General features: G+C 71.9%; 8 protein-coding genes and 1 pseudogene. 6 read left to right on the top strand and 3 right to left on the bottom strand.

What is annotated here, in order from left to right; genetic code table 11:
- The first annotated feature begins 60 nt into the window (after positions 1-60).
- From AB0I68_RS09380 to AB0I68_RS09370, 3 genes are all read left to right on the top strand, one after another.
- Entirely contained in the window at positions 61-3,906 is a 3,846-nt protein-coding gene (locus tag AB0I68_RS09380) for an ABC transporter ATP-binding protein (protein WP_363176614.1), read from the top strand.
- Positions 3,907-4,089: 183 nt separating this feature from the next.
- A complete protein-coding gene (locus AB0I68_RS09375) occupies positions 4,090-4,443 on the top strand; it encodes a hypothetical protein (protein ID WP_363176613.1) in 354 nt (117 codons plus the stop codon).
- Positions 4,444-4,527: 84 nt separating this feature from the next.
- Complete coding sequence (locus AB0I68_RS09370; RefSeq protein ID WP_363176612.1) at positions 4,528-5,961, top strand: S28 family serine protease; 1,434 nt, start codon at positions 4,528-4,530, stop codon at positions 5,959-5,961.
- A gap of 92 nt (positions 5,962-6,053) precedes the next feature.
- Here AB0I68_RS09370 and AB0I68_RS09365 read toward each other — a convergent pair whose 3' ends face one another.
- Positions 6,054-7,976 carry a glycoside hydrolase family 3 N-terminal domain-containing protein gene (locus AB0I68_RS09365; RefSeq protein WP_363176611.1) on the bottom strand — a complete coding sequence of 641 codons (1,923 nt, stop codon included), beginning with the start codon at positions 7,974-7,976 and terminating at the stop codon, positions 6,054-6,056.
- Between the two features lie 10 nt (positions 7,977-7,986).
- On the bottom strand, positions 7,987-8,943 hold the full coding sequence (locus AB0I68_RS09360; protein WP_363176610.1) for a LysR family transcriptional regulator: 957 nt from the start codon (positions 8,941-8,943) through the stop codon (positions 7,987-7,989).
- Positions 8,944-9,054: 111 nt separating this feature from the next.
- On the opposite strand from AB0I68_RS09360, the gene AB0I68_RS09355 reads away from it, so the two are divergent.
- Positions 9,055-10,014 carry an EamA family transporter gene (locus AB0I68_RS09355; RefSeq protein WP_363176609.1) on the top strand — a complete coding sequence of 320 codons (960 nt, stop codon included), beginning with the start codon at positions 9,055-9,057 and terminating at the stop codon, positions 10,012-10,014.
- On the opposite strand, the pseudogene AB0I68_RS09350 reads toward AB0I68_RS09355, so the two are convergent.
- A pseudogene (locus AB0I68_RS09350) lies at positions 9,965-10,456 on the bottom strand (GNAT family N-acetyltransferase); the annotation flags it as partial. The gene AB0I68_RS09355 and the pseudogene AB0I68_RS09350 overlap by 50 nt on opposite strands.
- Before the next feature lie 464 nt (positions 10,457-10,920).
- Between AB0I68_RS09350 and AB0I68_RS09345 the strand changes: the two are divergent.
- Together AB0I68_RS09345 and AB0I68_RS09340 are read left to right on the top strand one after the other, a co-directional pair.
- Positions 10,921-13,167: an ATP-dependent RecD-like DNA helicase gene (locus tag AB0I68_RS09345; RefSeq protein WP_363176608.1), complete on the top strand. Its 2,247-nt coding sequence runs from the start codon at positions 10,921-10,923 to the stop codon at positions 13,165-13,167.
- Between the two features lie 182 nt (positions 13,168-13,349).
- Positions 13,350-14,639 (top strand): citrate synthase, encoded by a 1,290-nt coding sequence (locus AB0I68_RS09340; protein ID WP_363176607.1) that lies wholly within the window; start codon positions 13,350-13,352, stop codon positions 14,637-14,639.
- The last annotated feature ends 162 nt before the right edge of the window (positions 14,640-14,801 follow it).

Here is a 14,801-nt window from a genome sequence, read left to right as displayed (position 1 = left end):
AATCCACCGGTCGGGGCGTTGGGGGAGGCGGCAGGACAGGACGAAACGGGGAGGCACCACGTGGCGGCGGCACAGACGGCGGCGGGGGAGAAACAGGGCTGGGCCCGGCGGCTCGCCGCCTACACCTGGCGGTACAGGCTCAATGTGCTGCTCGCGCTCGGGTCCTCGCTGGGCGGCATGGCCGTCATGGCGCTCGTGCCGCTGGTCACCCGGGTCATCATCGACGACGTCATCGGCGACCACAGCAAGCCCATGGGCATCTGGGCCGGGCTGCTCATAGCCGCCGCGGTCCTCGTGTACGTGCTGACCTACATACGCAGGTACTACGGCGGGCGGCTCGCGCTCGACGTCCAGCACGACCTGCGCACCGACATGTACGACACCATCGCCCGCCTCGACGGGCGCCGGCAGGACGAACTGTCCACCGGACAGGTCGTCGGGCGGGCCACCAGCGACCTCCAGCTCATCCAGGGCCTGCTCTTCATGCTCCCGATGACCATCGGGAACTTCCTCCTCTTCGGGATATCCCTCGGCATCATGCTGTGGCTGTCCCCGCTGCTGACCCTCGTCGCGCTGCTCATGGCCCCGGCCCTGTGGTTCATCGCCAAGCGCAGCCGCAAGAAGCTCTTCCCCGCCACCTGGTGGGCCCAGGGCCAGGCCGCCGCCGTCGCCACCGTCGTCGACGGGGCCGTCACCGGCGTCCGCGTCGTCAAGGGCTTCGGCCAGGAGGAGCAGGAGACCGGCAAGCTGCGCGCCGCCGGCCGGCGGCTGTTCGCCGGGCGGATGCGGACCATCCGGCTCAACTCCCGTTACACCCCCGCCCTGCAGGCCGTACCGGCCCTCGGGCAGGTCGCCATGCTGGCCCTCGGCGGCTGGATGGCCACCAAGGGGCAGGTCACCCTGGGCACGTTCGTGGCCTTCTCCACCTACCTCGCCCAGCTCGTCGGCCCCGTCCGCATGCTCGCCATGGTCCTCACCGTCGGCCAGCAGGCCCGCGCCGGCGTGGAGCGGGTCTTCGAGCTCATCGACACCGAGCCCGTCATCGAAGAGGGCACGCACGAGCTGCCCGCCGACGCCCCCGCCACCGTCGAGTTCGACGACGTCGTCTTCGGGTACGACCCCGAGCGGCCCGTCCTCGACGGGTTCTCGCTCTCCATCGCCGAAGGCGAGACGATCGCCGTCGTCGGAGCGTCGGGCTCCGGCAAGTCCACCGTCTCCCTCCTCCTGCCCCGCTTCTACGACGCCGACCGCGGCACCGTCCGCGTCGGCGGGCACGACGTACGCGGGCTCACGTACGACTCCCTGCGCGCCGCCATCGGACTCGTGCCGGAGGACTCCTTCCTCTTCTCCGACACCATCCGCGCCAACATCGCCTACGGCCACCCCGACGCCACCGACGAGCAAGTCGAGGCCGCCGCCCGCGCCGCCCAGGCCGAAGGGTTCGTCCGGGCCCTGCCCGCCGGGTACGACACCAAGGTCGGCGAGCAGGGACTCACCCTCTCCGGCGGCCAGCGCCAGCGCATCGCGCTCGCCCGCGCCATCCTCACCGACCCCCGGCTGCTGCTCCTGGACGACGCCACCTCCGCCGTGGACGCCCGCGTCGAGCACGAGATCCACGAGGCGCTGCGCGCCGTCATGGCCGGCCGGACCACCCTCCTCATCGCCCACCGCCGCTCCACGCTCGCGCTGGCCGGCCGGATCGCCGTACTCGACCACGGGCGGCTCTCCGACATCGGCACGCACGAGGAACTGGAGCGCAGGTCGCCCCTCTACCGGCGCCTGCTCACCGACCCCGACGCGCTCGGCGCCGCCTCGCCGCGCACCCCCGACGCGCCCGCGATGGCCGAGTTCGAGCGAGACCTCGAAGGGGACATCGAACGGGACATCGAGCTCGAGGCCGAGATCGACTCCGAGCCGGTCAACGCCAAGCGGCGGGTCGTCGACGGGGTGACCCCCGAGCTGTGGCGCCGCCAGGACGAAGCGGAGACCACCGCGTCCCCCGCCGCCGGAGCCGGCGCACCCGGCGCCGGCCACTCCATGGCCGGCGCCGTCGCCGGCATGCCAGCCACCCCCGAGCTGCTCGCGCAGGTGGCCGCGCTGCCGCCCGCCGACGACGAGCCCGCCGTGGACGAGACCCGCGCCGCGGCCGCAGAGAAGAGCTACAACCTGCGCCGGCTGCTCCACGGCTTCTGGGCTCCCCTCGCCGTCAGCCTCGGCCTCGTCGCCGTCGACGCGGGCTCCGGGCTGCTGCTGCCCATCCTGATCCGGCACGGCATCGACAAGGGCGTCGAGCAGGCCGCCCTCGGCGCCGTCTGGGTGGCCGCCGGTCTCGCGCTCGCCGTCGTCGTCGCGCAGTGGGCCGCCCAGTTCGCCGAGACCCGGATGACCGGGCGCACCGGCGAGCGCGTGCTGTACGCCCTCCGCGTCAAGATCTTCGCCCAGCTCCAGCGCCTCGGCCTCGACTACTACGAGCGCGAGCTGACCGGCAAGATCATGACCCGGATGACCACCGACGTGGACGCCCTCTCCAGCTTCCTGCAGACCGGGCTCGTCACCGCCGTCGTCTCCGTCTTCACCTTCTTCGGCATCCTGATCGCCCTGCTCGTCCTCGACGTCGAGCTCGCGCTGATCGTCTTCGCCACCCTCCCCGTGCTGGTCCTCGGCACGATCGTGTTCCGCCGCAAGTCGGTCGCCGCGTACGAGCTCGCCCGCGACCGGGTCAGCCTGGTCAACGCCGATCTCCAGGAGTCCGTCTCCGGGCTGCGCATCGTCCAGGCCTTCCGCCGCCAGCGTGCCGGTGCCGCCCGGTTCGCCGGGCGGAGCGACTCGTACCGCGAGGCCCGGGTCCGGGGCCAGTGGCTGATATCCGTCTACTTCCCGTTCGTGCAGCTGCTGTCCTCCGGGGCCGCGGCCGCCGTGCTCATCGTCGGCGCGGGCCGGGTCGAGGCCGGGACCCTCACCACCGGCGCGCTGGTGGCGTACCTCCTGTACATCGACCTGTTCTTCGCCCCCGTCCAGCAGCTCTCCCAGGTCTTCGACGGCTACCAGCAGGCCACCGTCTCCCTCGGCCGGATCCAGGGGCTGCTGCGCGAACCCACCAGCACCCCCCGCCCGGCCGAGCCCCGCGAGGTCGCGGAGCTGCGCGGCGAGATCGCCTTCGAGGACGTGCGGTTCGCCTACGGCACCGCGGAGGAGCGCGGTGAGAAGGGTGACGCGCTGGCCGGAATCAGCCTGCGGATACCCGCCGGCCAGACCGTCGCCTTCGTCGGCGAGACCGGTGCGGGCAAGTCCACGCTGGTCAAGCTCGTGGCCCGGTTCTACGACCCGACCTCCGGCCGGGTCACCGCCGACGGGGCCGATCTGCGGGAGCTCGACCTGACGGCGTACCGCCAACGGCTCGGGGTCGTCCCCCAGGAGCCCTACCTCTTCCAGGGGACGGTCCGCGACGCCATCGCCTACGGGCGGCCCGAGGCGGGCGACGCCGAGGTGGAGGCGGCCGCCCGCGCGGTCGGCGCCCACGACATGATCGCCACCCTCGACGGCGGCTACCTGCACACCGTCGCCGAGCGCGGCCGCAACCTCTCGGCCGGCCAGCGCCAGCTGATCGCCCTGGCCCGCGCCGAACTCGTCGACCCGGACGTGCTGCTGCTCGACGAGGCCACCGCCGCGCTCGACCTGGCCACCGAGGCCCAGGTCAACCAGGCCACCGACCGGCTCGCCGGCAAGCGCACCACCCTCGTCGTGGCACACCGGCTGACGACGGCCGCGCGCGCCGACCGGGTCGTGGTCATGGACCGCGGCCGGGTCGTGGAGGACGGCACCCACGCCGAACTCGTGGCCCGCGGCGGCCGGTACGCCGAGCTGTGGCGGACCTTCGTCGGCGAGGACGAGCGCGCCGCCGCATAGGCCGCGCGCCGCCCGAGCCGCGGTACGCGCCGCCGACCTGCCCCGGCCCCCCCCGGATCTTGCTGTATGCAACCTTCCGGGGGGTCCGCGCGTCGTACGTGCGTACGTGTTGCGTACGACCGATCGGGGGGCAGGGTGGAACACGGGCGGAAGGGGCGCGGCCGGGGGGCCGCGTCGGCACGGGTGTTCACGGCGGGACTGATGCTCTGCGCCGGCGGCCTGTTCGCGGCGCCGTCGGCCCACGCGGCGACCGGTGGCTGCGGGGGCGCCCTGGTCAGGACGCTGCCTCTGCCGACGGGCGAGGTGCGCGTCTACAAGAGCCGTACGCAGGCCTGCGCGGTGACGGTGGCCCACGACCCGGGCCGGCGCCGGACGATGGCGGTGAGCGTCCAGCCGCGCGGCGGGGTCCCGGTGCGCGACGCGGGGCAATTCACCCGGTATGCCGGTCCTGTCGCCGTCGGTGCGATCAACCGCTGCGTGTATGTAAAGGGCAGCATTGAAGCCGGATCTGTCGATTCCGGCTGGATTCTGTGCTGAACGAGCGTCCCAACTAGGTCTGGTCAGCAGCGTGTTGACCCCGCTAGGTTCACGGGCGACCGAAGTGAACTCAGGGGAGGGTGAATGCGCAAGACGCTCGGCTGGCTGCTGTCGCTCGTGGTGCTGATCGGCACCATGGGCGCAGCCGGCTTCACGGCTCAGGCGGCCACCGCCGCAGGGCCGTCCGCCGCGACGGACATCAAGGACGAGATCCTCGCGATTCCGGGGATGAGTCTGATCGAGGAGAAGCCGTACCCCGGGTACCGCTTCTTCGTACTGAACTACGAACAGCCGGTCGACCACCGGAACCCGTCGAAGGGCACCTTCAAGCAGCGCCTCACCCTGCTGCACAAGGACGTCTCCCGGCCCACGGTGTTCTACACCTCCGGCTACAACGTCAACACCAACCCGCGCCGCAGCGAGCCGACGACCATCGTCGACGGCAACCAGGTGTCGTTGGAGTACCGATTCTTCACGCCCTCCCGGCCCGACCCGGCCAACTGGGCGAACCTGGACATCTGGCAGGCCGCCAGCGACCAGCACCGCATCTTCACCGCCCTGAAGAAGATCTACAACAAGAACTGGCTCGCCACGGGCGGCAGCAAGGGCGGTATGACGGCGACGTACTACGAGCGCTACTACCCGCGCGACATGGACGGTGTCGTCGCGTACGTCGCGCCCAACGACGTCGTCAACAAGGAGGACTCGGCGTACGACCGGTTCTTCACCAAGGTCGGCACCAAGGAGTGCCGCGACAAGCTGAACGCGGTGCAGCGCGAGGCGCTCGTACGCCGTGAGCCGCTGGAGGCCAAGTACACGGCCGCCGCCGCCCAGAACGGCTGGACCTTCACCACCGTCGGCAACCTCGACAAGGCCTACGAGGCCGTCGTGCTCGACTACGTGTGGGCCTTCTGGCAGTACAGCCTGCTCGCCGACTGCGCCTCCATCCCGGCCGCCGCGACCGCGAGCGACCAGGAGATCTGGAACTCGATCGACACGATCTCCGGCTTCTCGGCCTACGCCGACCAGGGCCTCGAGATGTACACGCCGTACTACTACCAGGCGGGTACGCAGCTCGGTTCCCCCGACATCAAGCAGCCGCACCTGGCGGGCCTGAGCCGCTACGGCTACCAGCCGCCGCGCAGCTTCGTGCCCCGTGACATCCCGATGACCTTCCAGCCGGGAGTCATGGCGAACGTGGACAACTGGGTGAAGCACAACGCCAACCAGATGCTGTTCGTGTACGGGCAGAACGACCCGTGGGGTGCCGAACCGTTCCACCTCGGCTACGGGGTCCGCGACAGCTACGTGATGATCGCGCCCGGCGCCAACCACGGGGCCAACGTCGCCAAGCTCCAGGAGGGCGAGAAGGCGCTGGCCACCCAGAAGATCCTGCAGTGGGCCGGGGTCGCCCCCGCCGCCGCGCTCGCCGACGCGGGCCGGGCGACGCCGCTGGCGAAGCCCGACGCGACGCTCGACCAGAAGGACCAGGAGCGCGAGCCGCAGCTGCGGCCGTAGTTCCCGGCCGTCGTTGTCGGCCGTCCCTCCCGGGTTTCCCGGGTATCCCGGTACCCGGGAGGGACCCGGGGCCGCGGGCCGGCGTACACGCGCTAGTCGTACGCCAGCCCGTGGCCCAGCGGGTAGCGGCCCGGCACCGGGACCGGGAGGCGGCCCGAGGGCCGTACCGTCCCGGTGACCACCCGGGCCGCCGCCCGCATCTCCACATCCGTCCACGTGTACGTCGCCAGCTCCGCCGCACAGGCGGGCAGCCGGGCCGGGTCGTACGGATTGCGGATCGCCACCACGGCCACCGGCACCCCGGTGGCCAGGAGCTCCGTGACCAGCGTGCGCTGCGGACCGTCCCCCTCCGGGACGTTGTACGTGCACACCAGCACGGCCGCGTTGCCGGGAGCCGCGGCCACCGCCCGGGCGGGCGGTACGGCCGTCGCGCGGCAGCCCAGGGCGGTCAGCTCCCGGGCCAGTACCGCCGTAGGGGGCCCTGTCGTACCGCTGGGGGAGGCCGGGTCGGCCCCGGTGACCAGCACCAGGGGCGCGGCTGCCGGATCCAGCGGCAGCAGTTTCACGGGATTGGCCAGCAGGGTCGTCGTACCCGCCGCGATCTCGTCGGCGGCGGTCAGATGCGCCGGGATCCCCACCATCGCGCCCGTCTGCCCGGCGGCGGTGTGCGCCGCGTCGAACAGGCCCCGGCGGGCCTTCAGTTCCAGGATCCGCAGCACCGACTCCTCGATCCGGTCCTGCGTCAGCTCGCCCGCCTCGACGGCCGCGAGCACGCTGCGGTGCGCGAGCCTCAGGTCCGGCGGGTTCAGCAGCTGGTCGCAGCCCGCCTTCAGGGCCAGCACCGGGACCCGGTCGTCCCCGTACTTCTGGCGGACCCCGGCCATGTCGAGGGCGTCGGTGACCACCACCCCCCTGAAGCCCAGGCGTTCGCGCAGGATGCCGGTCACGATCGGCCTGGAGAGGGTCGCCGGGTCCCCCGAGGGATCGAGCGCGGGGAAGACGATGTGCGCCGTCATGACGGCGTCCACGCCCGCCTCCACCGCCGCCCGGAACGGCGGCTCGTCCAGCTCCTCCCACTGGGCCCGGCTGTGCCGCATCACCGGCAGCCCGACGTGACTGTCGGTCTCGGTGTCCCCGTGGCCGGGGAAGTGCTTGGCGGTGGCGGCCACCCCGGCGCCCTGGTAGCCGCGGACCTGGGCGGCGACCAGGGCCGCCACCGCCTGCGGGTCGGCGCCGAAGGACCGCACGCCGATCACCGGATTGGCGGGGTTCACGTTCACGTCGGCCACCGGCGCGTAGTCCTGCCGGATGCCCATCGCGGCCAGCTCGGCACCCGCGATGCGCGCGGCGCGGCGGGCCTCGGCGGCGGCTGCGGAGTCGGCGCCGCTGCCGGTGCCCGCTCTGCCGGTGCCCGCGCTGCCGACGCCGTTTTCGGAGCCGCTCGTGGTGCCGCCCGCGCTGTGCCGCGCACCCAGGGCCATCGCCCCGGGCAGCAGCGTCGCGGGCTTGCCGATGCGTGCCACGGCGCCGTGTTCCTGGTCGGTGGAGAGCAGCAGGGGGACCCCGGAGCCGACGGCGGCGGCGGCCCGCTGGAGGGCGGCCGACAGCTCGGCGATCTGCTGCGGGCCGCGGGTGTTGTGGGCCGAGGAGAAGTAGATGATCCCGCCGAGGTGGTAGCGGGAGACCAGCTCCGCGGCCGTGCGCACCCCGAACAGCTTCAGATTCTGCTCGGCGTCGGCCGGATCGGGGTCGGTCGCCGAGTGGCCGTACGCGCGGGACACGAAGAGCTGCCCGACCTTCTCGGCCAGGCTCATCCCGGCCACCAGGCGGCGCAGCGCCGCCCGGTCGGGTGCCCGGCCGGGCGGGCGGTCGCCGGGGCGCGGGTCGTCGGCGCGCGGTTCGCCGTCCCCGCCGCCCTGGGCACCGCCCACGGCGTACGAGGTCACCCCGGCGGCCGTGACGGCGGCCATGGCCGCCGCGGTGAGCAGGGACCTGCGGGAAGCGTGGTACGGCACGCGCCGGACCCTACTGCCGGGGTGCGCCCCCGGAGCCGCTGACACTCGGGAGGTCCCCCGGAAGGGGTGCCGCGTACGCCCAGTGCTCCTGCAGGGTCCGCACGGCCTCGGTGATCGCCGGCCGGCGGGCCGCCCCCGTCCGCCACAAGGCGTACAGCCTGCGGACGGGGCCGGGTTCCAGCGGCACGGCCACCGCGCCCGGCGGCAGCGCGCCGGTGCCCAGCCGGGGTACGACGGCCACCCCGAGCCCGGCCGCGACCAGCGCGACGATGGTGTGGTTCTCCTCGGCCACGTGCGCGATGTCGGGCTCGAACCCGGCCGTGCGCAAGGTCCGCATCAGCCAGTCGTGGCAGACCCGGCCGGGCGGCTGGCAGACCCAGCGCTGACCGCCGAGGTCCGCCCTGCGGATGACCGCCCGCGCCGTGAACGGGTGGCCCTGCGGCACCACCAGGTCACACGGGTCGTCGCCGATGACCGCCTGCTCGACGCCCTCCGGGGCGGGCAGGGGGGCGATGTCCCAGTCGTGGGCCACCGCCAGATCGGTGACCCCCCGGGCCACCAGGTCCACCGACAGGTGGGGGTCGACCTCCGTGAGGCGCACGTCCAGCGCGTGATGCCGGCGCGCGAGATCGGCGAGCACCCCCGGCAGCAGGCCGCGCGCCGCCGAGGCGAACGCGGCCACCGTCAGCAGCCCGCTCGGCTGTCCGCGCCGCTCCTCCAGAGTGGTCTCGGCGCGCTCCACGATCGCCAGCAACTCCCGGGCGGTCTCGGCGAGGTGCCGGGCCTCCTCGGTGAGCGCGACCCCGCGCCCGCGCCGCTCCAGCAGCGTGGTCCGGGTCTCCCGCTCCAGCTTGGCGATCTGCTGGGACACGGCGGAGGGGGTGTAGCCGAGGGCGGCCGCCGCGCCCGCGACCGAGCCGTGGACGGAGACGGCGTGCAGGGCGCGCAGCCGGGAGAGGTCGAGCATGCGGCCCATCGTAGGCACCGCCGGCCCGCGGGGCAGCCGTAAGCAATGCTTCATCCATCCCGGAAGAGATCCGAGCTGGTGCTACATGGTTGCGCCGTCGATGCTCGAAGCATGCGTCCCGTTCACACTGCACTCGCCGTACTCGTCGCCGCCGTCTGGGGCTTCAACTTCGTCGTCATCGAGATCGGTCTCGGCCATTTCCCGCCGCTGCTCCTGTCCGCCCTGCGTTTCCTCGTCGCCGCGCTGCCCGCCGTGTTCTTCGTCGGCCGGCCCAAGACCGCCTGGAAGTGGATCATCGCGGTCGGAGTGGCCCTCGGCGTCGCCAAGTTCGGCCTCCTCTTCACGGGCATGGCAGCAGGGATGCCGGCCGGACTGTCCTCGCTCGTGCTCCAGGTGCAGGCCGTCTTCACCGCCGTCCTCGCCTCCGTCGTGCTGCGCGAGCGGCCCGGGCGGGTCCGGGTGGCCGGCATGGCGGTGGCGCTCGCCGGGATCGCCGTCGCCGCCGTGGACGGGGGCACCTCGGGGCCGGTGCTCGGCTTCACCCTGGTCGTCGCGGCCGCCGCCTGCTGGGGCGTGTCCAACGTGCTGACCCGCAAGGCGTCCCCGCCCGACGCACTGAACTTCATGGTCTGGGTGTGCACCGTCCCGGTGCTGCCGCTGTTCGCGCTCTCGCTGCTGCTGGAGGGGCCCGAGCGGGACCTGGCCGCACTGCGCGGGCTGGACTGGTCCGGGGCCGCTGTCATCGCCTACGTGGCCTGGGTGTCCACCGTGTTCGGCTTCGGCGCCTGGAACCACCTGCTGAAGCGGTATCCGGCCTCGTCGGTCGCGCCGTTCTCGCTGCTGGTGCCGGTGTTCGGGATGTCCTCGGCCGCGCTGGTCCTGGGCGAGGGCATCTCGGGACTGCGCTGGGTGGCGGCGCTGCTGCTGGTCGGCGGAGTGGGCATGACCTCGCTGGCCCCCGCCCGCGCGGGAACCCGTACGGCGGCGGCCGGTACGGCGGAGCAGGCCCGTACGGCGGCCGTCAGCGCGGGGAGTCCTCCTGCAACGGCAGCCGCCAGTCCTGCCCCGTGAGCGTGACGCCGTACGAGCGGTGCGGGCGCTCGGCGACCAGGGTGAACCCGGCCCGCTGGTAGAGGGAACGGGCCGAGGTCAGCACGTCGTTGGTCCACAGCACCAGCTCGCGGTAGCCGACCGAGCGCGCGAACGCGACGACCGTGTCGACCAGGAGGGCCCCGATGCCGTGCCCGCGGCCCTCCGGCTCGACGAGCAGCAGCCGCAGCCGCGCGGTGCCGGGTGCGCCGTCCTCGCGGACGCACATCACCGAGCCGACCGGGCGGTCGTCCAGCTCGGCGATCCAGACCCGCTCCAGATACGGGTCGTGGTCCTCGGCGAAGTCCGCGACGATCCGGGCCACCAGGCCCTCGAAGTCCGTGTTCCAGCCGTACTCGGCGGCGTAGAGCGCGCCGTGCCGCTGCACGATCCAGCCCAGCTCCCCGGGCTCGGGGTCCCGCAGCCGTACCGGTGCGGCGGAGTTGTCAGCAGGGGGCTCCATGGCGCCCGAGGATAGCGCGGTGGACGCCGGGGCGGCGGTAGGGCCGGGCCGGCTCCCGCCCCCGGCTCCCCCCTTCGCCCAACGGGTGGCCTCCTCCTGGAGACCACCGGTCGAAACGCTGCTTCTGCGGTGATTTACCGGCACCTCGCATCGCCGTCGGAGCGTGTATGGGTAATGGAAATGTAAAGTTCCGATTCCGTGTGCAACCCCGGGGCGGGCCAGCGGGTCGTATGGTGCGTCGGTACTTCCGGGGAGGGATCTGGGGGGATCGGGAAGTCCGACACGGGAGGGGTAACCGTGAGGGGGTCCGGCCGCGAGGCCGGACCCCCTTCTCGGTCCCGCCGCCGTTCCTCCCGGTCGTCCCGGTCGTCCCGGGTTGTCCACAGGCCTGACGGGCTGTCGGCGCCGGGCGGTAGTTTCGTGCCATGGCAATCAACGGGGCGGTGCAACTGGCAGTGGTCGAGGGGGTGCTCGAGCGCATCACCTACGCCAACGAGGAGAGCGGGTACACGGTCGCCCGGGTCGACACCGGCCGCGGCAGCGGGGACCTGCTCACGGTCGTCGGTTCGCTGCTCGGGGCCCAGCCCGGCGAATCGCTGCGCATGGAGGGCCGCTGGGGATCCCACCCCCAGTACGGCAAGCAGTTCACGGTGGAGAACTACCGCACCGTGCTCCCCGCGACCATCCAGGGCATACGGCGCTACCTCGGCTCCGGCCTGATCAAGGGCATCGGCCCCAAGATCGCCGACCGGATCGTGGAGCACTTCGGCACCGACACCCTCGACGTCATCGAGGCCGAGCCGAAGCGGCTGATCGAGGTGCCCGGACTCGGCCCCAAGCGGACCAGGCTGATCGGCGCCGCCTGGGAGGAGCAGAAGGCCATCAAGGAGGTCATGGTCTTCCTCCAGGGCGTCGGAGTCTCCACCTCCATCGCGGTCCGGATCTACAAGAAGTACGCCGACGCCTCCATCTCGGTGGTCAAGAACCAGCCGTACCGGCTCGCCGCCGACGTGTGGGGCATCGGCTTCCTCACCGCCGACCGGATCGCGCAGGCCGTCGGCATCCCGCACGACAGCCCCGAGCGGGTCAAGGCCGGGCTGCAGTACGCCCTGTCCCAGTCCACCGACCAGGGGCACTGCTTCCTGCCCGAGGAGCGGCTGATCGCCGACGGGGTCAAGCTGCTCCAGGTGGACACCGGGCTGGTCATCGAATGCCTGGCCGAACTCGCCGCCGACCCGGAGGGCGTCGTACGGGAGCCCGTGCCGGACCCCCAGGGCGGCCCGGACCCGCTCACCGCCGTGTACCTGGTGCCCTTCCACCGGGCCGAGCTGTCGCTGGTGGGGCAGGTCCGGCGGCTCCTGAACGCCGAGGACGACCGGATGCCGGGCTTCCAGGACGTGGACTGGGACAAGGCCCTGGGCTGGCTGGCCGCGCGCACCGGGGCCAAGCTGGCCCCCGAGCAGCGGGACGCCGTCAGACTCGCGCTGACCCGCAGAGTGGCCGTCCTCACCGGCGGGCCCGGCTGCGGGAAGTCCTTCACCGTGCGCTCGATCGTGGAGCTGGCCCGGGCGAAGAAGGCCAAGGTCGTGCTCGCCGCGCCCACCGGCCGGGCCGCGAAACGGCTCTCGGAGCTCACCGGGGCCGAGGCCTCCACCGTGCACCGGCTGCTGGAGCTCAAGCCCGGCGGGGATGCGGCGTACGACCGGGAGCGCCCGCTGGACGCGGACCTGGTGGTCGTCGACGAGGCCTCGATGCTGGACCTGCTGCTGGCGAACAAGCTGGTCAAGGCCGTGGCACCGGGTGCACACCTGCTGCTGGTCGGAGACGTGGACCAGCTGCCCTCGGTCGGCGCCGGGGAGGTGCTGCGGGACCTGCTGGCCGAAGGCGGGCCGGTGCCCGCGGTCCGGCTGACCCGGATCTTCCGGCAGGCCCAGCAGTCGGGCGTGGTCACCAACGCCCACCGGATCAACACCGGCCTGCCGCCGCTCACCGACGGGCTGCCGGACTTCTTCCTGTTCCCCGAGGAGGACACCGAGGAGGCCGGGCGGCTCGCCGTGGACGTGGCCGCCCGGAGGATTCCGGCCAGATTCGGGCTGGACCCGCGCCGCGACATCCAGGTGCTCGCGCCCATGCACCGCGGCCCGGCCGGCGCCGGGAACCTCAACAGCCTGCTCCAGCAGGCCATCACGCCGGCCCGGCCGGACCTGCCCGAGAAGAGGTTCGGCGGCCGGGTCTTCCGGGTCGGCGACAAGGTCACCCAGATCCGGAACAACTACGAGAAGGGCGCCAACGGCGTCTTCAACGGCACGGTCGGCGTGGTCACCGCCCTGGATGTGGACGAACAGCGGCTGACGGTGCGGACGGAGGAGGACGAGGAGGTCGGCTACGAGTTCACCGAGTTGGACGAGCTGGCGCACGCGTACGCCGTCACCATCCACCGTTCCCAGGGGAGTGAATATCCGGCCGTGGTGATCCCGGTCACCACCGGGGCTTGGATGATGCTCCAGCGCAACTTGCTCTACACGGCGGTGACCAGGGCGAAGAAACTGGTCGTGCTGGTCGGGTCCCGCAAGGCCCTCGGCCAGGCTGTGCGTACGGTTTCCGCAGGCAGGAGGTACACGGCGGTCGCGCCCAGGCTGTCCGGACGGATACCGGTGGGAAACATCACCTAAATGATCGATCATTTGGGGTTCCGGCACCGTCGCGGAGGGGGCAGGATGAGCAGGTTGAAGGCACTCAGTGCCGTCAAAAGGACCAAAGGCCGACCCCGAGTGCACTCTCTTGCGCCAAATGGGGGAAGGTAGAGGCAGTCAGGGCACCTCGAAGAAGAGGCACTACGTCGGTGAGGGATGACGTGAGCGACAACTCTGTAGTACTCCGGTACGCGGACGGTGAATACACCTACCCGGTGGTCGAAAGCACCGTCGGTGACCAGGGCTTCGACATCTCGAAGCTGAGGGCCCAGACCGGGCTCGTCACCTTGGACAGCGGATACGGCAACACCGCCGCCTACAAGTCCGCGATCACCTACCTCGACGGTGAGCAGGGCATCCTGCGCTACCGCGGTTACCCGATCGAGCAGTTGGCCGAGCGTTCGACCTTCATCGAGGTCGCGTACCTGCTGATCAACGGTGAGCTGCCGACCGTCGACCAGCTCGCGTCGTTCCGCAACGAGATCACCCAGCACACGCTGCTGCACGAGGACGTCAAGCGGTTCTACGACGGCTTCCCGCGCGACGCGCACCCGATGGCGATGCTGTCCTCCGTGGTCAGCGCGCTGTCGACGTTCTACCAGGACAGCCACAACCCGTTCGACGACCAGCAGCGCCACCTCTCGACGATCCGGCTGCTGGCCAAGCTGCCGACGATCGCGGCGTACGCGTACAAGAAGTCGGTCGGCCACCCGGTCGTCTACCCGCGCAACGACCTCGGCTACGTCGAGAACTTCCTGCGCATGACCTTCTCCGTGCCGGCCCAGGAGTACGACCTGGACCCGGTCGTGGTCTCGGCGCTCGACAAGCTGCTGATCCTGCACGCGGACCACGAGCAGAACTGCTCGACCTCCACCGTGCGCCTGGTCGGCTCCTCGCAGGCGAACATGTTCGCCTCGATCTCCGCCGGCATCTCGGCCCTGTGGGGTCCGCTGCACGGTGGCGCCAACCAGTCCGTTCTGGAGATGCTCGAGGGCATCAAGAACGACGGCGGCGACGTCGACGCCTTCATCCGCAAGGTGAAGAACAAGGAAGACGGCGTCCGCCTCATGGGCTTCGGGCACCGCGTCTACAAGAGCTTCGACCCCCGGGCGAAGATCATCAAGGCGGCGGCGCACGACGTCCTCTCGGCGCTCGGCAAGAGCGACGAACTGCTCGACATCGCGCTCAAGCTGGAAGAGCACGCGCTGGCCGACGAGTACTTCGTCTCCCGCAACCTCTACCCGAACGTGGACTTCTACACCGGTCTGATCTACCGGGCCATGGGCTTCCCGACCGAGATGTTCACCGTGCTCTTCGCGCTCGGCCGCCTTCCCGGCTGGATCGCCCAGTGGCACGAGATGATCAAGGAGCCGGGTTCCCGCATCGGCCGTCCGCGCCAGATCTACACCGGCGAGGTCCTGCGCGACTTCGTCCCGGTCGAGGCCCGCTGACCCGAGGCTCAACCGAGGCCTTCGGCCGACGCCTCCCGTCGGGCGAAAGGCCCCCAGGCAAGCGAAAAGCGCCCCGCCGTCGATCCCCCCACGGGTCGACGGTCGGGGCGCTTTCCTTTCCCCGGAACGGATTCCCCCCACGGGACCCGAGCCGGGGCGTCG

It is taken from the genome of Streptomyces sp. NPDC050448, assembly GCF_040655295.1.
Lineage (GTDB): Bacteria > Actinomycetota > Actinomycetes > Streptomycetales > Streptomycetaceae > Streptomyces.
This window is presented reverse-complemented; position numbering and strand designations above follow the sequence as displayed.

Excerpts from the sequence above, each read along its gene's own strand:
- AB0I68_RS09370 (WP_363176612.1), top strand. The coding sequence starts at position 4,528 with ATGCGCAAGACGCTCGGCTGGCTGCTGTCGCTCGTGGTGCTGATCGGC.
- AB0I68_RS09360 (WP_363176610.1), bottom strand. The coding sequence starts at position 8,943 with ATGCTCGACCTCTCCCGGCTGCGCGCCCTGCACGCCGTCTCCGTCCAC.
- AB0I68_RS09355 (WP_363176609.1), top strand. The coding sequence starts at position 9,055 with ATGCGTCCCGTTCACACTGCACTCGCCGTACTCGTCGCCGCCGTCTGG.
- AB0I68_RS09345 (WP_363176608.1), top strand. The coding sequence starts at position 10,921 with ATGGCAATCAACGGGGCGGTGCAACTGGCAGTGGTCGAGGGGGTGCTC.